The 19,232-nt window shown below is 74.2% G+C and carries 17 protein-coding genes and 1 tRNA gene; 13 read left to right on the top strand and 5 right to left on the bottom strand.

Features of this window, described 5'->3' with window-relative positions; all coding sequences use genetic code 11:
- The first annotated feature begins 72 nt into the window (after positions 1-72).
- Positions 73-660 carry an isochorismatase family protein gene (locus AXF14_RS03045; RefSeq protein ID WP_067940772.1) on the top strand — a complete coding sequence of 196 codons (588 nt, stop codon included), beginning with the start codon at positions 73-75 and terminating at the stop codon, positions 658-660.
- A gap of 19 nt (positions 661-679) precedes the next feature.
- Here AXF14_RS03045 and AXF14_RS03040 read toward each other — a convergent pair whose 3' ends face one another.
- Positions 680-1,549 carry a hypothetical protein gene (locus AXF14_RS03040; RefSeq protein WP_150118403.1) on the bottom strand — a complete coding sequence of 290 codons (870 nt, stop codon included), beginning with the start codon at positions 1,547-1,549 and terminating at the stop codon, positions 680-682.
- Positions 1,546-2,145: a hypothetical protein gene (locus AXF14_RS03035; protein WP_067940768.1), complete on the bottom strand. Its 600-nt coding sequence runs from the start codon at positions 2,143-2,145 to the stop codon at positions 1,546-1,548. The genes AXF14_RS03040 and AXF14_RS03035 overlap by 4 nt, the downstream gene beginning before the upstream one ends.
- Positions 2,146-2,259: 114 nt before the next feature.
- Between AXF14_RS03035 and metG the strand changes: the two genes are divergently transcribed.
- From metG to AXF14_RS02990, 9 genes are all read left to right on the top strand, one after another.
- Complete coding sequence (gene metG, locus AXF14_RS03030) at positions 2,260-4,101, top strand: methionine--tRNA ligase (RefSeq protein ID WP_067940766.1); 1,842 nt, start codon at positions 2,260-2,262, stop codon at positions 4,099-4,101.
- A 104-nt stretch (positions 4,102-4,205) separates the two neighbouring features.
- Positions 4,206-5,135 carry a TatD family hydrolase gene (locus tag AXF14_RS03025; RefSeq protein WP_067940764.1) on the top strand — a complete coding sequence of 310 codons (930 nt, stop codon included), beginning with the start codon at positions 4,206-4,208 and terminating at the stop codon, positions 5,133-5,135.
- A 176-nt stretch (positions 5,136-5,311) separates the two neighbouring features.
- Entirely contained in the window at positions 5,312-6,241 is a 930-nt protein-coding gene (locus tag AXF14_RS03020) for a G5 domain-containing protein (protein ID WP_067940763.1), read from the top strand.
- 86 nt (positions 6,242-6,327) lie between these two features.
- A complete protein-coding gene (locus AXF14_RS14330; RefSeq protein ID WP_084355313.1) occupies positions 6,328-7,146 on the top strand; it encodes a resuscitation-promoting factor in 819 nt (272 codons plus the stop codon).
- Between the two features lie 165 nt (positions 7,147-7,311).
- Positions 7,312-7,761 carry a VOC family protein gene (locus tag AXF14_RS03010; protein ID WP_067940760.1) on the top strand — a complete coding sequence of 150 codons (450 nt, stop codon included), beginning with the start codon at positions 7,312-7,314 and terminating at the stop codon, positions 7,759-7,761.
- Positions 7,762-7,832: 71 nt separating this feature from the next.
- On the top strand, positions 7,833-8,813 hold the full coding sequence (gene rsmA / locus AXF14_RS03005) for a 16S rRNA (adenine(1518)-N(6)/adenine(1519)-N(6))-dimethyltransferase RsmA (protein WP_067940759.1): 981 nt from the start codon (positions 7,833-7,835) through the stop codon (positions 8,811-8,813).
- The gene (locus AXF14_RS14695) at positions 8,810-9,802 is read left to right on the top strand and encodes a GHMP family kinase ATP-binding protein (RefSeq protein WP_067940756.1); all 993 of its coding nucleotides are present in this window, start codon (positions 8,810-8,812) and stop codon (positions 9,800-9,802) included. Before rsmA ends, AXF14_RS14695 begins: the two co-directional genes overlap by 4 nt.
- A complete protein-coding gene (locus AXF14_RS02995) occupies positions 9,802-11,712 on the top strand; it encodes an ABC-F family ATP-binding cassette domain-containing protein (RefSeq protein WP_067940754.1) in 1,911 nt (636 codons plus the stop codon). The genes AXF14_RS14695 and AXF14_RS02995 overlap by 1 nt, the downstream gene beginning before the upstream one ends.
- Positions 11,713-11,806: 94 nt before the next feature.
- Positions 11,807-13,060 (top strand): Coenzyme F420 hydrogenase/dehydrogenase, beta subunit C-terminal domain, encoded by a 1,254-nt coding sequence (locus tag AXF14_RS02990; RefSeq protein ID WP_067940750.1) that lies wholly within the window; start codon positions 11,807-11,809, stop codon positions 13,058-13,060.
- A gap of 21 nt (positions 13,061-13,081) precedes the next feature.
- Here AXF14_RS02990 and AXF14_RS02985 read toward each other — a convergent pair whose 3' ends face one another.
- The gene (locus AXF14_RS02985) at positions 13,082-13,723 is read right to left on the bottom strand and encodes a TetR/AcrR family transcriptional regulator (RefSeq protein ID WP_067940748.1); all 642 of its coding nucleotides are present in this window, start codon (positions 13,721-13,723) and stop codon (positions 13,082-13,084) included.
- Positions 13,724-14,154: 431 nt separating this feature from the next.
- On the opposite strand from AXF14_RS02985, the gene AXF14_RS02980 reads away from it, so the two are divergent.
- From AXF14_RS02980 to AXF14_RS02970, 3 genes are all read left to right on the top strand, one after another.
- Positions 14,155-14,226: transfer RNA gene (locus tag AXF14_RS02980), tRNA-Gln, on the top strand.
- An 89-nt stretch (positions 14,227-14,315) separates the two neighbouring features.
- Positions 14,316-15,323 (top strand): bifunctional UDP-N-acetylglucosamine diphosphorylase/glucosamine-1-phosphate N-acetyltransferase GlmU, encoded by a 1,008-nt coding sequence (locus tag AXF14_RS02975; protein ID WP_067940746.1) that lies wholly within the window; start codon positions 14,316-14,318, stop codon positions 15,321-15,323.
- A gap of 64 nt (positions 15,324-15,387) precedes the next feature.
- Positions 15,388-16,371: a ribose-phosphate diphosphokinase gene (locus tag AXF14_RS02970; RefSeq protein WP_067940744.1), complete on the top strand. Its 984-nt coding sequence runs from the start codon at positions 15,388-15,390 to the stop codon at positions 16,369-16,371.
- 1,119 nt (positions 16,372-17,490) lie between these two features.
- On the opposite strand, the gene AXF14_RS14850 is transcribed toward AXF14_RS02970, so the two are convergent.
- Together AXF14_RS14850 and AXF14_RS14845 are read right to left on the bottom strand one after the other, a co-directional pair.
- Entirely contained in the window at positions 17,491-18,498 is a 1,008-nt protein-coding gene (locus AXF14_RS14850; protein ID WP_084355310.1) for a hypothetical protein, read from the bottom strand.
- Positions 18,499-18,699: 201 nt separating this feature from the next.
- On the bottom strand, positions 18,700-19,185 hold the full coding sequence (locus AXF14_RS14845; RefSeq protein ID WP_211260119.1) for a hypothetical protein: 486 nt from the start codon (positions 19,183-19,185) through the stop codon (positions 18,700-18,702).
- Positions 19,186-19,232: the final 47 nt, after the last annotated feature.

The raw sequence follows: 19,232 nt of genomic DNA, 5'->3' as shown, positions 1-19,232 counted from the left end.
GTTGACGGTCCGCCGGGCGCCGCGGGCCGTCCGCATCGTCCGCCTGAAACCTCGCCGGTCTAGACTCCCGGCATGGCAGCCTCAAGCGGAGCACGAGCCCTCATCGTCGTCGACGTCCAGCCCACCTTCTGCGAGGGCGGGGCGCTCCCCGTCGAGGGCGGCAACGCCGTCGCCGAGGCGGTCGCCCGGTACGTGGCAGGTCACCGGGACCGCTACGGCCTCGTCGTCACGACCCAGGACTGGCACATCGATCCCGGGGACCACTTCTCCGAGCAGCCCGACTACGCCGACACCTGGCCGCCGCACGGCGTCGCCGGCACGGCCGAGGCCGAGCTCCACCCGGCGCTCGCCGATCTCCACGCCGACGCCGCGGTCCGCAAGGGCCAGTACGCCGCCGCCTACTCGGGCTTCGAGGGCGTCACCGAGGACGGGCAGGGACTCGACGAGCTCCTCCGGGCCGCCGGCGTCACCGCCGTCGACGCCGTCGGCCTCGCCGAGTCCCACTGCGTCAAGGACACCGCGCTCGACGCGCAGCGCCTCGGTTACCGCACCCGCGTCCTCACGGACCTCACCGCACCGGTGAGCGCCGACCAGGGCGCGGCCGCCCGCGAGGCGCTCACGGCAGCGGGCGTCGACCTCGTCGCCTCGAACGAGGCCTGAGGGAGCCCGCGCGGCGTACTCAGTCGCGCGGCCTGTTCCCGTCGGAGCCCCCCGAGGGCGGCGACGGACGGTAGACGACCTGCTTCGGCGCCAGCCCGTAGCCGCCCGCGGGCGCGGTGCCGGGGCGCTGGGCCCGCCCGGGCTGCTCAACCTGGCCGGGGCGCCGACCCTGACCCGTCTGCTGGGCCTGTCCGGGCACGGGGTACTGACCCGACCACGGCGTCCCGTAGGGACGCACCGCGGCCGGGGCGGCGTCCGCGCCGAGCCCCGACTGCAGACGCGAGACGACGGCCACCGCGCGCCGTCGGCGCCGCACGACGAGCCAGACCGTGCCCGCGACGGCCGAGACGAGACCGACGATGATCGTCGGACCCGAGACGACGAAGACGTTCTCAGCCCGGCGCCGGGCGGGGGAGACCTCCGCGGTGTTGAGGACCGCCGCCCGCGTCCCCTCGCAGGACACGGAGTAGGGACCCGCACCGCGCGTCGTCATCGACAGGACCTGCGGCGGCTTCGACTGGCTGCGGGCGATCGGGTCGGTCACCTCGACGGCCTCCCCGTCCGGACCCGTCGCCGTGCACCGCAGCGCCGTGTCCTGGGAGTAGAAGCCGTAGACCTCCTCCGCCTTGAGGTCGACGCTCGTCGTGGTCCCGTCCGTCGGCACGTCGCGCGCCTCCGAGGCCACGACCGAGGGCGCCGAGGTCATCGAGTAGACGAAGAGGACGAGACCGAGCACGAGGAGGGCGCAGCCGACCGCGGTGAGCGCCCGCGGCGCCGTCAGCGACGGCAGGGCGGCGTCCTCGCCCGCCCCCGGTGCCAGCCCGGGCGCGGGGCCCGCGGGGCGGCCGACGGGGCCCGGCTGCGCGCTCCCGCCGCTCACGGGGCTCACCGCGTCACGGGCGCGCCCGGAGCGCCCCACGACCGTCGGATCCGCTCGTCCTGGGCGCGGCGCACGAAGAACCAGATGACCCCGGCGATGAGCAGGGCGACGCCCAAGATCCCGCCGAAGACCGCGCCCGTGGCGACCAGGGTGCCCGAGACGACGCCGGAGACCGACAGCAGCCGGCCAACCCAAACCGGGTTGCCGGTCGTCGTCGTGCAGGTGATCGTGTACGTGCCCGCGGAGTCCGTCATGAGGCTCTCCTGCACCGGGTGCCCGTTGACCGTGACCGAGGCCGTCGACTCGCTCACCTCGACGGCCGAGCCGTCCGGGGCAGTGGCCTCGCAGGTCGCCGCGTCGTCGGCGTAAACCCCGTAGACCGTCGCGCCCTCGAGCTCCAGCGAGGTCTCCCGGCCCGACGCGACGCGCTCGAGCGAGGTGGCGGCCCGCGTCACCGAGACGATCGAGACGACGAAGGCGATGACCGCGATGATGACGAGGACGCCGCCGACCACCATGAGGACGACGGGGCCCCTCCGTCCCTTCGGCGCCGGTGCCGGCGCTCCCGGGGACCACGGGGCGGCGTAGGGGGTGCCGGTGCTCATGGGTCGCTCCTGCCTGGGTCGTGCGGTGCGCTTCGCGGCACGGCGCTAGCGTGCCGCTCCCACCATACGGGGGAGGGACCTGGGGGGCAGCCCCGAGCGACTAGGGTGAGCACCATGAGCCACATCCTGTCCGCGGTCGCCTGGCCCTACGCCAACGGTCCCCGCCACATCGGTCACGTCGCCGGCTTCGGCGTCCCCTCCGACGTCTTCTCGCGCTACATGCGAATGGCGGGCCACGACGTCCTCATGGTCTCCGGCACGGACGAGCACGGCACCCCGATCCTCGTCGCCGCCGACGAGGAGGGCGTGAGCGCCCGCGAGCTCGCGGACCGCAACAACCGGCTCATCGTCGACGACCTCGTCGCCCTCGGCCTGTCCTACGACCTGTTCACCCGCACCACCGCCGGCAACCACTACCGCGTCGTCCAGGACATGTTCCGCACCGTCCGCGACAACGGCTACATGATCGAGCAGGTCACCCGCTCCGCCATCAGCCCCTCGACCGGCCGCACCCTGCCCGACCGCTACATCGAGGGCACCTGCCCCATCTGCGGCGCCGACGGCGCCCGCGGCGACCAGTGCGACAGCTGCGGCAACCAGCTCGACCCCACCGACCTCATCAACCCCCGCTCCCGGATCAACGGCGAGACCCCCGAGTTCGTCGAGTCCAACCACTGGTTCCTCGACCTGCCCGCGCTCGCGGACGCCCTCGGCGAGTGGCTCGACGAGCGCGAGGCCTCCGGCACCTGGCGCCCCAACGTCATCCGCTTCTCCAAGAACATCCTCGAGGAGATCCGCCCCCGCGCCATGACGCGCGACATCGACTGGGGCATCCCGATCCCCGGCTGGGAGGACCAGCCCACCAAGCGCCTCTACGTCTGGTTCGACGCCGTCATCGGCTACCTCTCCGCCTCCATCGAGTGGGCCCGCCGCAGCGGCGACCCCGAGGCCTGGCGCCAGTGGTGGAGCGACCCGGAGGCCCTGTCCTACTACTTCATGGGCAAGGACAACATCGTCTTCCACTCCCAGATCTGGCCCGCCGAGCTCCTCGGCTACAACGGCCAGGGCTCCAAGGGCGGCGAGCCCGGCGAGATGGGCGTCCTCAACCTGCCCACCGAGGTCGTCTCCAGCGAGTTCCTCACCATGGAGGGCAAGAAGTTCTCCTCCAGCCACGGCATCGTCATCTACGTGCGCGACTTCCTCGCCCGCTACCAGGCCGACGCCCTGCGCTACTTCATCTCCGCCGCCGGCCCCGAGACCGCCGACGCCGACTTCACCTGGGCGGAGTTCGTCCGCCGCACCAACGGCGAGCTCGTCGCCGGCTGGGGCAACCTCGTCAACCGCACCGCCTCGATGATCCACAAGCGCTTCGGCGAGATCCCGCAGCCCGAAGAGCTCGAGGAGATCGACCGCCTCCTCCTCGACTCCGTCGAGGCCGGCTTCTCCGCCGTCGGCGACCTCATCCGCCACCACCGTCAGAAGGCCGCCCTCGCCGAGGCGATGCGCCTCGTGGGCGAGGCCAACAAGTACGTCGCGGACACCGAGCCCTTCAAGCTCAAGAGCGAGGAACAGCTCCCGCGCCTGGCGACCATCCTGCACACGCTCGCGCAGGTCATCGCCGACCTCAACCTCATGCTCGCGCCCTTCCTCCCGCACGCCGCCAACGACGTCAACCTCGTCCTCGGCGGCGAGGGGACCGTGGCGCCGATGCCGCGCGTCGAGATCGTCCCCGAGCTCGACCCCGAGGTGCTGCCCGAGGCCTTCGACGGCCGCAGCGAGTACCCGATCATCACCGGCGACTACACGACCGCCCCCACCTGGGAGCGCCACGAGGTCGTCGTCGGCACCCCGATCGCCAAGCCGAAGCCCGTCTTCGTCAAGCTCGACGAGGCCATCGTCGAGGAGGAGCTCGCCCGCTACGCCGACTCCGCCCCCGACGACGTCACCGGCGCCTGAGCCGGCCCACCACCCCACCCAGCCCGCCGTCGGCCGCCCGGATCACCCGGTGCGACCGGCGGCGGCGCCGTCCCGGACCGCCACCACGGAAGGACCGCCGCACCTTGAGCCACAAGAAGCGCGACCGCTCCTGGCCGCCCGCCGCCGCCGTCGAGCCCCTCCCCGCCGCCGTCACCGACGACCACACCCACCTGCCCGTCCCGGGCGTTCCGGAGGACGGGCCCGGCTCCGACGCCCCGCTCACCGCCGCCGAGCTCGTCGAGCGCGCCGCCGCCGTCGGCGTCACCGGGCTCATCACCTCCGCCTGCGAGACCCCCACGTGGGAGGGCTCGATCGCCCTGGCCCGCGAGCTGCCCGCCGTCCGCGTCGCGCTCGCCGTCCACCCCAACGAGGCCGTCCTCCACGCCGGGGTGCGCGAGGTCGGCCCCGACGGGCTCGACCCGGACGTCCGCCCCCACCATGGCGAGCCCCTCGACGAGGCCATGAGCCGCCTCGAGGCGCTCATCCGTGAGAACTCCGACGTCGTCGTCGCCGTCGGCGAGTCCGGCATGGACCTCTTCCGCACGGGCGAGCGCGGCGAGGCCGTCCAGCGCGAGGCCTTCCGCGCCCACGTGGCCCTCGCCAAGGAGCTCGGCCTGCCCCTCCAGATCCACGACCGCGACGCCCACCGCGAGTGCGTCGAGGTCCTCGAGGCTGACGGTGCCCCCGAGCGCACCGTCCTCCACTGCTTCAGCGGGGGAGCCGAGCTCGCCGTCGCCTGCACCGAGCACGGCTGGTACGCCTCCCTCGCCGGTCCCATCACCTACCCGGCCAACGGCGAGCTGCGCGCCGCCGTCGCGGGCCTGCCCGACGAGCTCCTCCTCGTCGAGACCGACGCCCCCTACCTGCCTCCCAAGCGCTGGCGCGGACGCCCCAACGGCTCCTGGCTCATGGCGGACACCGTGCGCCTCCTCGCCGAGCAGCGCGGTGCCGACCTCCGGGCGTTCTGCGAGCGGCTACAGCGGACCTCCCAGGAGGTCTACGGAGCCTGGTGACCGAGCACGGGAGCGCGTCGCGGGACACGGTCGGAGGCCCCGTCTGTGCCGCACCGCACCCGCACGGGGCTCGTATCACGTCCACCTGGGTGACCATTCTGTGACCTGGCGCATTGATGCGGAACCCGCGGGTCCGTTAGCGTGCCTCCAGTTCACCAACCGTTAGGAAGCTCATCGTGGGTCGTCACTCCCAGCGCAGCACCGCCAGCTCGAACGTCGCCGAGCTGAAGGCGCTCGTCACCCGGAGCCAGCACACCGCCTCCAGCCACCGCGCCGAGGCCGCGCCGAAGGCGCGCAAGGGCGGGGTCTCCCCGATGATGTACCGCGCGGGCGGCATCGCCGCCGCCCTGTCCATCGCCGTCTCCGGCGGCGCCTACGCGGCCGTCCAGTCCGGCGGCGAGTCCGCCGCCCCGCTCACGGAGACCCAGGCCCGCATCGGGGCCCTCGGCGCCGACACCGCGGCCACCGCCGGCCCGACCGCCTCCGCGGGCGCCGGCATCACGGTCGCCGGCGACTCCACCACGGTCACCACCAAGACCGAGGACACCACGGAGAAGTACGGCACCGTCAAGAAGGAGACCGACTCCCTCGACCAGGGGCAGACCAAGGTCGAGACGAAGGGCGTCGACGGCGTCACCCGCACGACCTACCAGGTGACCACCGTCAACATGAAGGAGGTCTCCAAGGAGGCCGTCTCCACCGTCGTCGTCACCGCGAAGGTCGACGAGGTCGTCCTCGTCGGCACCCACGTCGAGGAGACCACCACCGCCTCGACGGACAGCACCTCGAGCGCCGTCGCCACCTCGGGCGACCCGCAGACCATCGCCAGGTCCATGCTCTCCTCGTACGGCTGGGGCGACGACCAACTCTCCTGCCTCGTGAGCCTCTGGAACCGCGAGTCCAGCTGGGACTACACGGCCACGAACGCCTCATCGGGCGCCTACGGCATCCCGCAGGCACTCCCGGGCTCCAAGATGGCCTCCGCCGGCTCCGACTGGCAGACCAACCCCGCCACCCAGATCAAGTGGGGCCTCGGATACATCTCCGAGCGCTACGGCTCGCCGTGCGCCGCTTGGGCCCACTCCGAGGCGACCAACTGGTACTGATCGGCGGCCCACGGGCCACCACCTGACAGGCGCCGCTCCCGGAACCTCCGAGTCGAGCAAGGGCGCACCGCTCCGACAGGGAGAGCATCATCAACTCCTCGCTCCTCAACCGCCCCTCCGTCCGCGCCGGGGCCGCCGCCGCGGCTCTCTCGCTCCTCGTCTCCGGCGGCGCCTTCGCCGCCGTCCAGACGGGAGGCTCGACCAACGCCCCGCTCAGCGAGAGCCAGGTCCGGCTCGACGCGATCGGCGGCGCGAGCGCCACCGCCTCCGCCACGAGCGCCGGCCTGACGATCGGCGGGCAGGACGCCGAGGTCTCCACCACGACCGAGGACACCACCCAGGCGCACGGCACGGTCGCCAAGGAGACCGACGACCTGCCCCAGGGCGAGACCAAGGTCGAGACGAAGGGCGTCGACGGCGTCACCCGCACGACCTACCAGGTGACCACTATCGACGGGAAGGAGGTCTCCAAGGAGGCCGTCTCCACCGTCGTCGTCACCGCGAAGGTCGACGAGGTCGTCCTCGTCGGCACCTACGTCGAGCCGATCTCTGAGCCCACCGAGGAGGCCACCCAGGCCGCCTCCGGCGACTCGACGAGCAGCTCCTCCGGCACCTCCAGCAGCTCGTCGTCCTCGTCGAGCTCGTCGTCCAGCTCCTCCGCCTCCGCCTCCGGCGTGTGGGCCCAGCTCGCCCAGTGCGAGTCCGGCGGCAACCCCACGACGAACACCGGCAACGGCTTCTACGGCATGTACCAGTTCACCCTGTCGACGTGGCAGGCCCTCGGCGGCTCCGGGCTGCCCTCCGATGCCAGCGCCGCCGAGCAGACCGCCATGGCCCAGAAGCTCCAGGCCCAGGCCGGCTGGGGCCAGTGGCCCGGCTGCGCCTCCAAGCTCGGGCTCCTCTGAGACCCGCGCCCGCAGCACCCCGTCGCCCGCCCCGGCACCCGCCGGCGGCGGGCGACGCGCGTCCGGCGCGATTCGTGACCGCACCGAGGCCCGGACCGCGCCGCGCGCCCCTACCCGACCATCGCCGCCGCGCTTGGCGCCGCGCCCGCTGACGCCACGGTCGAGGTGGGCGCCGGCACCCACCGGGAGGGCGCGCTGTGGATCGAGCGCCCGGTCACCCTCGGGGCGGCCCCGGGGACCCTCCCCGTCCTCACGGGCGCCGACCCCGTGACCGCGTGGACGGCGAACGATGACGGCACCTGGACCACCGACGAGGACATGGTGCGCTTCTGCGACGTCTGCACCGTCAACGCCGACCCCGCCAAGGAGGGCATGGCCGCCCACCCGGAGCAGCTGTGGGTCGACGGCGAGGCGCTCCGCCAGGTCGCCACGCGCGACGAGGTGACGGCCGGGACCTTCTACGTCGACGACCCGCACCCCGTCAACCGCGGCACCGCGGCCGACGGCTCCACCGTCTACGAGCCGCGCCCCCGCACCGGCACCCGCTACGTCATCGGCACTGACCCCGACGGGCACGACGTCGAGATCGCCCAGCCGGCCCGCGCCGGACGCTGACGGGCCGGACCCGGACCGGCCGTGTCCGAGCGGGCGCGGAGGCGACGCTCGCCGCCCGCTACCCTGGCCCCATGTCCGAGCCCCCCTCCACCGCCCCCGACGGCGGCGCGCCCGCCGGGCCCGCCCTGGACCAGGGAGGCGGTCTCCTCGGCCCCGCCGACGTCCGCGCGCTGTGCGAGGCCCTCGGCATCCGCCCCACCAAGACCCTCGGACAGAACTTCGTCCACGACGCGGGCACCGTCCGACGCATCGTGCGCGCCGCCGGCGTCCAGCCTGGCGAGACGGTCCTCGAGGTCGGACCCGGTCTCGGCTCCCTCACCCTCGCGATCCTCGAGGCCGGCGCGAGCGTCGTCGCCGTCGAGATCGACCCGCCGCTCGCCCGCGCCCTGCCCGTCACCGTCGCCGACCGGATGCCCGACGCCGCGGACCGCCTGCGCGTCGTCGCCGCCGACGCCCTCACCATCGACGGCCCCGCCGCCCTGGGCCTCGCGGAGGTCGCCGCGTCGCCGACCCGGCTCGTCGCCAACCTGCCCTACAACGTCGCCGTCCCCGTCCTCCTCACGCTCCTCCAGGCCCTGCCCTCGCTGGAGTCCGTCACCGTCATGGTCCAGGCCGAGGTCGCCGACCGCCTCGCCGCCGGACCGGGCTCGCGCACCTACGGCGTCCCCAGCATCAAGGCCGCCTGGTACGCCGACGCGCGCCGCACCATCACCATCGGACGGACCGTCTTCTGGCCCGTCCCCAACGTCGACTCCGCCCTGGTCCAGCTCGACCGCCGCGAGCCCCCGTCCACGACCGCCACCCGCGAGCAGGTCTTCGCGGTCATCGACGCCGCCTTCGCGCAGCGCCGCAAGACCCTCCGCAAGGCCCTCGCGCCGCTCGCCGGCAGCCCCGATGCCGCCGAGGCCGCCATCCGGGCCGCCGGCATCGACCCGAGCCTGCGCGGCGAGCGCCTCGACGTCGCCGCCTTCGCGGCCCTCGCCGAGCACCTGACCCCGTCAGCCGTTGAACCGGCCTCCGGCCCGGCAGCCGACGAGGAGACCGGAGCATGACCCACCTGCGCGCCGTCCCCGGTGGCGGGGCCGCCGTCCCGCAGCGCTCCGGCTCCGCGACCCAGGTCCGCGTCGAGGCGCCCGTGCGCGTCACCCTCACGCACGGCGTCACGGGCACCGCGGACGACGGCGGCCCCGTGCTCAGCGGCGTCGTCCAGGCCGTCCGCCTCATCGAGACGGTGACGGCGCGCCGCCAGAGCCTCGACGCCCACGGCCTCGTCACCCTGAGCGACGACGACGCCCCCGCTGCGCCCGGCACCGCGCCAGCCGACGCCGCCGCCGAGGAGCCCGCCGCACGGGCCGCCCGCCTCCTCGCCGAGGAGCTCGACGTCACCGAGGGCGTCGACCTCCTCCTGCGCCGCCGCGCTGGGCTCGGCAGTGGGCTCGCCGTCGGCGCCGCCGACGCAGCAGCGGCGCTCCTCGCCTGCAACGCCCTGTGGGGCACCGGGCTGAGCACCGGCGAGCTCGCCGAGATCGGCGCGCGCCTCGACCCCGCCGTCCCCTTCGCCGTCACCGGCGCCACCGCCGTCGCCCACGGCACCGGCGAGCACCTCAGCCCCCTCATGACACGTGGCGCCTACCAGTGGGTCCTCGCCCTGCCCGAGGAGGACCTCGACCCCGCCGAGGTGCTCACCCAGCACGCCGCGCGCACCGGGGCGGAGCCCGCCGGCGACGCCACCGACGAGCCCTCCGCCGCCCTCACCGCGGCCCTGCGCGCCGGCGACCCCGCCGCCCTCGCACCCGCCCTCCGCAACGACCTCCAGGAGACCGTCATCGCCCTGCGACCCCGCGTCCGCGACGTCATCGAGCTCGCCGAGTCCGCCGGCGCCCTGCGCGCCCTCGTGACCGGCACCGGTCCCGCCGTCGCCTGCCTCGTCCCCAGCTCCGGCACCGCCGTGCGCGTGAGCCGGGCCCTCGCCGCCTCCGGGCTCGTCGGCACCGCCGTGCGCGCCGACGCCCCCGTGGCCGGCGCGAGGACGGTGGGCTGATGGCGCACCTCATCGGGCTCGAGTCCATCCGCATCATGGTGGGCTCGCGCGTCCTCCTCGACGACGTCACCCTCGGCATCGAGGACGGCACCCGCGTCGGCGTCCTCGGGCCCAACGGAGCCGGCAAGTCCACGCTGCTCGCCGCGATGGCGGGCGCCCGCGAGGTCGACGCCGGCCGCGTCACCCGCGCCGGCGGCACCCGCGTCGCCATGCTCTCCCAGACCGACGACTTCGCCCCCCGCGCCACCGTGCGCACCGCCGTCCACGGCGACGCCCCCGAGCACACCTGGGCCTCCGACCCGGCCGTGCGCGACATCCACGCCGGGCTGCTCGCCGACCTCGACCTCGATGCCGAGGTGGCCACCCTCTCCGGCGGGCAGCGGCGCCGCGTCGCGCTCGCGGCCGTCCTCACGGCCGACGCGCAGGTCGTCATCCTCGACGAGCCCACGAACCACCTCGACGTCGAGGGCGTCGACTGGCTCGCCCGGCACCTGGGCGCCCGCTTCGCCGGCCGCCGCGCCGACACCGGCGCCCTCGTCACCGTCACCCACGACCGCTGGTTCCTCGACGCCATCTGCACCAACGTCTGGGAGGTCGTCCCCGGCGTCGACCCCGGCAACGGCCGCCCCCAGGTGCCCGGCTCCATCGAGACCTACGACGGCGGCTACGCGGCCTACGTCCTCGCCCGCGCCGAGCGCGCCCGCCAGGCCGCCGTCGCTGCCGAGAAGCGCGAGAACCTCCTGCGCAAGGAGCTCGCCTGGCTGCGCCGCGGCGCCCCCGCCCGCACCTCCAAGCCCCGCTTCCGCATCGACGCCGCCGAGGCCCTCATCGCCGACGTGCCGCCCCCGCGCGACACCGTCGAGCTCATGGCCATGGCCACGGCCCGCCTCGGCAAGAAGGTCCTCGACCTCGAGGACGTCACCGTCCGCTACCCGCTCCACCGCGCGGACCCGTCCGCCGGTGAGCGGGAGGTCCTGCGCAAGGTGACCTGGCGCCTCGCCCCGGGCGAGCGCGTCGGCGTCGTCGGCGTCAACGGCGCCGGCAAGACGACCCTCCTGCGCCTCCTCGAGGGCGTCCAGGAGCCGACGGAGGGTCGGGTCGTGCGCGGGAAGACCGTCCAGGTCGCCACCCTGTCCCAGTCCACGCACGAGATCGACGCCCTCACGGACCTGCGGGTCGTCGAGGCGGTCGCCATGGTCGGAGAGCACGTCATGGTGGGCGGCAAGGAGCTCACCGCCGCCCAGCTCGTCGAGCGCCTCGGCTTCACCCGCCAGCGCGCCTGGACCCGCGTGGGCGAGGTCTCCGGCGGCGAGCGCCGACGCCTCCAGCTCCTGCGGCTGCTCATGACCGAGCCGAACGTCCTGCTCCTCGACGAGCCGACGAACGACCTCGACACCGACACCCTCGCCGCCGTCGAGGACATCCTCGACTCCTTCCCCGGCACCCTCGTCGTCGTCTCCCACGACCGCTACCTCCTCGAGCGAGTCACCGACCACCAGGTCGCGCTCCTGGGCGACGGCTCGGTGCGCGACCTGCCCGGGGGAGTGGAGCAGTACCTCGAGCTGCGCCGCGCCGCCGAGGCCGAGCGCTCCGGGGGCCCCGCCCCTCGGGCGACCGGCTCCTCGGCCGGGGGCGGCGCCCCGTCCGACGGCGCGCCCGGCTCCGCGTCGAGCGGCCTCACCGGCGCTGAGCGCCGCGAGGCCCAGAAGAACCTCGCCCGCGTCGAGCGGCGCATGGACAAGGCAGCCCGCGCCGTCGAGCGCCTCCACGCCCGCATGGAGGAGGTCTCCGCAGACCCCGCCCGCGTCGGCGAGCTCGTCGAGCTCGGGCGCGAGCTCGCGGCCGCCGAGGCCGAGAAGGACGACCTCGAGGCCGAGTGGCTCGCGGCCGCCGAGGTCCTCGAGGGCTGAGCCGGCCCGGCGGCGAGAGAGCCCGCACGCACGGCCCGCACGCGTGCCCCCCCCCGGCCTCGGACGCCGACGGCCCTCCGCATAGGATCGAGTCATGCCGAACGCCTCCCAGACCACCGTCGCGTCCCGCATCGAGGACGTCGTCCGGACCATGCGCTGCTCGGGCTGCGGCCTGTGCGCCCAGTACGAGGGCGTCACCATGGCCCTCGACGACGGCGGCTACATGCGGCCCGTCATCGCCACGGACTCCCGGACGCGCACCATGACGGCCCCGCGCGAGCTCGCCCTCTTCGACGGCTCCTGCCCCGGCGTGACCGTCGAGGCCCAGCGCCCGGAGGACGCCCAGCGGCACCCGGTCATCGGCCCCTACCAGGGGATCTGGGCCGCGCACTCGACCGACCCGGAGGCCCGCTTCAACGGCTCCTCCGGCGGCGTCCTCACGACGATCGCGCGCTTCCTCGTCGACACGGGTCGCCAGAGCACCGTCGTCGGCGCCCGCGCCGACGAGTCCGACCCCTCACGCACCCGCACCGTCCAGACGAGCGACGCCTCCGAGGTCACCAGCCTCGCCGGCTCCCGCTACGCCCCGGTGTCCAACGCCTCCGCCCCCGACGCCCTGCGCTCCTCGACCGTCTTCATCGGCAAGCCCTGCGAGGCGCAGGCGGTGCGCCGCATGTCGAGCGCGAACGGCGGGGAGGCGCCCGTCATCCTGTCCTTCTTCTGCGCCGGAACCCCGCGTCAGGACGCCACGGACGAGCTCCTCGACGAGCTCGGCGCCCACCGACCGCTGGAGTCCATGTGGTACCGCGGCCACGGCTGGCCGGGCTCCTTCACCGCCAACGGCCAGGACGGCGGGTCCGTCTCCGTGTCCTACTCCGACTCGTGGGGCGCCGCCCTCGGCCCGACCGTTCAGTGGCGCTGCCGCCTGTGCGCCGACGGCGTCGGCGAGTACTCCGACGTCACGGCCGCCGACTACTGGGAGTCCACTCCCGAGGGCTACCCGGACTTCGCCGAGAAGGACGGCGTGAGCGCCCTCATCGCCCGCACCCGCCGCGGCTACGAGATCGTCCAGGAGGCCGTCGCGGCCGGCGTCATCGCCGTCGAGCCCCTCGAGCCCGACGCCCTCGCCGAGGTCCAGCCCTACCAGGTCTCCCGCCGCCAGTACCTGCCCGCACGCCTGGCCGCCTCCCGCACCATGGGCGTCACCCCGCCCAGGGTCCGCGGCTTCGGCCTGAGCCGCATGGCCGTCAAGGACCCCAAGGGCCTGTGGCAGCAGTACCGCGGCTCCATGTCCCGGCTCCGCCGCAAGTTCGGCGTCGAGCCGCCGTGGCTCCGCGGCCGCGACTGAGGAGCCCGGTCCCGACCCCGGTCAGTCCCCGTCGGCGCCGCCGTCGCGCAGGACCGGGGCCGGCTCCATGGCGCGCAGCCCGTTCCAGGCGAGGTTCACCATGTGCGCGGCGACCTCCTCCTTCGTCATCGTCCGGTTCTCCAGCCACCACTGGGAGGGCATGGCGACGATCCCGACGAGCATCTGCGCGTAGAGGGGCGCCGTGCGCGGGTCGAGCCCGTGCGCGGAGAACTGCGACGCCAGCAGCCCCGAGACCTGGATGGCGACGTCGGCGAGCAGCGTCGAGTACGTGCCCGCCGAGCGGTCCGAGCCCGACGAGAGGATCCGGAAGCCGTCCGGGGAGTCCTCGATGTAGGTGAGCAGCGCCAGGGCCGCCCGCTCCACGATGATCGAGGCCGAGGCCGAGGTCGAGGAGCGCAGCGACGCCGTGATCGTCGTCGAGATGGTCATGAGCTCGCGGTCGACGATGACCGCGTACAGGCCCTCCTTGCCCCCGAAGTGCTCGTAGACGACCGGCTTGGAGACCTTCGCCCGCGAGGCGATCTCCTCGATGCTCGTCGCGTCGAAGCCCTTCTCGGCGAAGAGGCCCCGCGCCACCGCGATGAGCTGCTCGCGCCGCTCGCCGGCGCTCATCCTCGTCCGCTTGCTCGCCTTGGCCGTCATGGGGCCATCATGCCCCGGCCCCGGGGCCCGGGCGCGTCACGGCGACGACCGGGAGCCGTCGGCGGCCCGGAGAGCGCCCGCCCGGTCAGTGCGCGGCGGTCGACGTCGGGATGACGCCCGGGCGCGCGCCGACCTCCCCCAGGACGGGGACCGTGAGCAGGCTGTGGTGGATGAGCACGATCATCGCCGCGAGGCCTCTCACGCCGTCGAGCTCGACGAGGCGCTGGCTCCGGGGACGAGCGCGTCCGCTCGAGGTGGGGGAGGAGGGGGCGTGACGCCATCCTGTCCCGAGGCCCCGCCCCGGCCCCAGCCCTGCGACGCCGCCGTGCTCCGTTCCACACGCCCGGGTGGCCCGCGGTCGGGGACCGGGCTCGGCCCGGGCCGCCGCCGTGAGAGACTGGCGCGGCGCCGGGCTCCGCAGGGCCCGGCACTCCGCCCTGGTGTAGCGGCAGCACGCAGGCCTTTGGAGCCTTGAGGCCCGGGTTCGATCCCTGGGGGCGGAACGCGCGAGCGACGCGTCGTAGGATGGCGCTGCTCCCTGCACGGACCCCGGTGCGACGAGCACGACCGGGGCGAAGCGAGAAGAGGACCCGTGGCTTCCACCACCCCCGCCGCCGTCATCGTCATGGCCGCCGGCAAGGGCACCCGCATGCGCTCCGCCACCCCGAAGGTCCTCCACCGCATCGGGGGGCGGAGTCTCCTGGACCACGCCGTCACGGCGGCCCGCGGCCTGCGCCCCGAGCACCTCGTCGTCGTCGTCCGCCACGAGCGCGACGCCGTCGTCGCCCACCTCGCCGACGTCGCCCCCGACGCCGTCCCCGCGGACCAGGACGAGGTCCCGGGCACCGGCCGGGCCGTCGCCTGCGGGCTCGCCGCCCTGCCGGAGGACCTCGACGGCGCCGTCGTCGTCACTTCCGGGGACGTCCCCCTCCTCGACACCACCACCCTCGAGGCGCTCGTCGCCCAGCACGAGGAGCGCGGCGACGCCGTCACCCTGCTCACCACCGAGCTCGAGGACCCCACCGGCTACGGTCGCGTCATCCGCGGCGAGGACGGCACCGTCACGGCGATCGTCGAGCACCGCGACGCCACCGAGGCGCAGCGCGCCGTCCGCGAGATCAACGCCGGCGTCTACGTCTTCGACGCCGCCCACCTGCGCGAAGCCCTCGCCTCCCTCGGCACCGACAACGACCAGGGCGAGGTCTACCTCACCGACGTCGTCGCCCGCGCCCACGACGCGGGCCTGTCCACGAGCGCCCTCGTCGCCACCGACCACTGGCTCGTCGAGGGCTGCAACGACCGCGCCCAGCTCGCCGAGCTCGGCGCCGAGCTCAACCGCCGCGTCCTCGCCCGCTGGATGGAGCAGGGCGTCGGCGTCACCGCACCGCAGTCCACCTGGGTGGACGTGACCGCCGAGCTGGCGCGCGACGTCCAGCTCGAGCCGGGTGTCCTGGTCCGCGGAACCACCCGGATCGGCGAGGGCACCCGCGTGGGCGCCTACGCCGTCCTGACCGACGTCGAGATCCCGGCGGGCGCCGTCGTCGCGCCCTTCGCCCAGCTCGACGGAGACGCTCCCGCGTCCACCGCGGGGGAGCGCTGAGCGTGCGAGCGCACGCGGAGATCACCAACGAGGGCCGCACCGGCTCCGAGAGGGGAACCACCACATGACGGGCATCATCACCAACGGCGAGAAGCGGCTGGTCATCGTCTCCGGACGGGCCCACCCGGGGCTCGCGCAGCAGGTGGCCGGTGAGCTGGGCACGGAGGTCCTGTCCTCGACGGCCTACGACTTCGCGAACGGTGAGACCTACGTCCGCTTCAACGAGTCGGTGCGCGGCTGCGACGCCTTCGTCATGCAGTCCCACGGGGACCGCGTCAACGACTGGCTCATGGAGCAGCTCATCATGGTCGACGCCCTCAAGCGCGCCTCGGCCAAGCGCATCACGGTCGTCGCTCCCTTCTTCCCCTACGCCCGCCAGGACAAGAAGCACCTCGGCCGTGAGCCCATCAGCGCCCGCCTCGTCGCGGACCTCTACAAGACGGCCGGCGCGGACCGCATCATGAGCGTGGACCTCCACACGGCCCAGGAGCAGGGCTTCTTCGACGGTCCCTGGGACCACCTGTGGGCCCAGCCCGTCCTCGTTGAGTACATCCGCGGCCGCGTCGACCCCGCCAACACGACGGTGGTCTCCCCGGACGCCGGCCGTATCCGCGTCGCCGAGCGCTGGGCGCACTCCCTGGGCGACACCCCTCTCGCCTTCGTCCACAAGACCCGCGACGTCACCCGCCCGAACGAGTCCGTCGCCAACCGCGTCGTCGGCGACGTCGCAGGCCGCTCCTGCGTCCTCGTCGACGACATGATCGACACCGGCGGCACCATCGCCAAGGCCGTCAAGGTCCTCCTCGACTCGGGCGCCAAGGACGTCATCGTGGCGGCCACGCACGGCGTGCTCTCCGGTCCCGCCGTCGAGCGCCTGTCAACCTGCGGCGCCCGCGAGGTCGTCGTCACCGACACCCTGCCGATCCCCGAGCAGAAGCGCTTCGAGCAGCTCACGATCCTCCCGATCGCGCCGCTTCTGGCCGAGGCCGTCAAGGCCGTCTTCGACGAGGGCTCGGTGACGAGGCTCTTCGAGTCGGCCGGCGTCTGAGCCGGGCGGAGCCGTCCGCGCGCGAGCGGGTGAGACGGAGGGGCGGGAGAGGGCACCCTCTCCCGCCCTTTCCTTCACCCGCGGCGGGGGTACTCCTTCACCCGAAAGGGTGGGCTGACCCCCTCGCAGACCCCCGGGTGGAGTGACGTGGGTCACATGGTGCGGATGCCCGCGGATCCGCAATGGGGGCGCTGGTAGCGTGACATGCGCCTGATGAATGAGTACCGCTGTCGTAATGACCTTCGATTCATAAGCATTGGAATCCATCGTGCGCGCGATGCGCACTCAACGAGGGACTCCGAGGGGAACAGGATGCTGTACGCCACCAGCCAGCGCCGGCAGTTCACACGGGAGATCGCGGACCGGCTCCGACGCGGCCTCGGCTCCCTCTCCCTCGTCGCCGCGCCCTCCGCCCCGGGCGTCTGGTCCCTCGGCCCCCTCCTCGCCGCCGAGTGCTCGGACCACGTCCTCATGCCCCGCGTCGTCCAGATCGACGCCAGCACCACCGACTCCGTCGTCCTCGCCGGCCCCGACCCCAGCGGTCGGCCCAGCATCCTCGAGACCTGCGTGACCCAGGTCTTCGAGCGCCTCCGCTTCGACGCCGAGCTCGACGGCGTGCGCGACGAGCTCGACCGCCTCCGCCAGGGCGTCCGCAACGCCGCCCAGGCCGAGTCGCAGATCGTCCTCACCTCGCGCTTCGCTTCGGTCCTCGCCCGTGTCCGCCCCCTCGTCGTCGTCCTGTCAAACCTCGGCGACACCTCCGAGCCGACCGTCGCCCAGCTGCGCCGCGCCGCCTCCTACCTCGCCGGCGTCCCCTGCGCCGCCATCGTCCTGCTCCCCGCGGGCACCCAGGTCGGCAACTCCGTCCCGCCGCTCTTCACCGCCTCCATCCCCCAGCTCGACCCCGACGACGCCCACAACCTCCTCAGCGCCGTCACCGCCGCCCACGTCGACCCCATGACCGCCGCCGTTATCGCCGAGAGCTGCGGCGGCCGCATCGAGGACGTCCGGGAGAACGGCGCCGCCCTGTCCGCCGCGGCCCTCGGCGGCCGTGAGCTCCTGCCCTACGAGCCCGTCGTCTCCGCCTCCACCCGCGCCATGGTCGCCGAGGAGGTCGGACTACTCGCCCCCGACGAGCTCGAGGCCCTCGTCGCCTCCCAGCTCCAGCTCGTCCAGGACGACGACGTCGTGGAGCGCGTCACGGGTGCCCGCCCCGTCCGCGTCGTCGAGGGCCTCGTCCCGGCGCCCGACGCCGCCTTCAACCCGCCGCCGCGCTCGGTCACCTCCCGCGCCGTCATCGACTCCGTCGACGAGGCCGCGCGCGCCGACCTCCACCTCCGCCTCGCGCAGGCCTACCCCGAGGGCACCCGGGAGCACGCCTGGCACCTCATCGGCGCGGGGCGGGGCCGCACCGAGGACGCCGACACCCTTCTCGACGCGACCGCGGCGGAGCTCGACCACGGCAGCCTCCTCCTCGCGCGCCGCCTCACCGAGGTGTTCCGCGACGTGCCCAGCGGCACGACGGCCCAGCGCAGCCGCGCCCGTCTCCTCGAGGCGTCCCTCGCCCTCCACCTCGGTGCCGGGCTCACCGCCTCCACCACCTACCTCGAGGTCACGGAGTTGGACGAGCTCATCCCCGAGCACGAGATCGAGGCCATCACCGGCTACGTCTGCGCCCGAGGCGGTGAGGAGATGAGCGCCCAGGAGGACCGTCGGATGGTCGAGCGCCTCGTCGCCCTCGCCCCCGGCCACCCTGCCCCCGTCGCCCGCTGCCTCATCATGATGGCGGCGCAGGAGATGCTCGTCGGCGACGAGGTCGGCCCGGCCTCCCACCTCGGGCGCGCCTCCGAGATCATCGAGGCCGCCGGCTGCGAGAGCCTCGCCGGCTGCGCCTCCCTCGTCGACGAGCTCGTACGTCGCGAGCCGTGGAGCCTCACCGACACCCTCATGAAGGTCCCCGAGGCGACCCCTCGTTCCGACATCGGGGTCTGGGCGGAGCTCATCATCCGCGCCTACCTCGCCATCACCGGCGAGGCCGGGCAGCGCAACACGGTCGCCATCGAGGCCATGCTGGGCCGCCTGTCCGGCGTCAGCCCCCTCATCGAGGCGCACGTCTCCGCCCTCCACGCGCTCCTCGCCGAGCGCCGCGGCTGGACCGGCGCCGCCCGCGAGCAGCTCGAGGCGGACCGCGCCCGCGTCCCCATGCGCGTGGGCCTCAACGGCGTCGGCGTGGCCCTCGCCGCCCAGGCCGCCATGCTCTTCGGCGACGACCTCACCTTCCGGGCCTGGCGCGAGGCCATGACCGCCTCCGGCTCAGGCGGCTGGTCCTCACCCCGCCAGCTGTGGGCGAGCGTCCTCGAGGCCGTCTCGCGCCTCGTCGACGGCGACGTCTCGCTCGCCTCGCTCGTCCTCGGGCCCGCGGTCTCCGCCCCGGTCCCGCACGCCTACCTCATGGCCGTGTGGTCCTCGGTGGTCGACATGGTGGTCCTCGAGCCGAGCCTCACTGACCGGGTCCCGGGACTGGCGGCCTGGCTCCGTCAAGGAGCCCCCGAGCCCCGCGGTGGCAGCCTCGACGACCGCGTCATCGAGGTGCTCCTCGTCGACGACGACGAGGCCGTCGCCGTCATCTCGCGCCTCGTCCTCGACGCCGTCGTCGCCGGCTCCATCATCTGGCAGGTGCGCGCCAACATGGCCTGCGCCGCCCGTCTGCGTCGCTCCCCGGAGCTCGACGTCGCCACGCTCGGCATCAGCTCCGACGCCGTCTCCTCGGCCTCGGTCCTCCTGGAGCGGGCCCGCGAGCTCGCCGCCTCCCACGGGATGGAGTTCTGGGTCGCCGCCGCCCGGCGCCTCGAGCCGGAGCC

Source organism: Actinomyces radicidentis (assembly GCF_001553565.1).
Classification (GTDB): Bacteria; Actinomycetota; Actinomycetes; order Actinomycetales; family Actinomycetaceae; genus Actinomyces; species Actinomyces radicidentis.
Note: the sequence above shows the minus strand (reverse complement) of the source record. Positions and strands in the feature narration are given on the sequence as shown.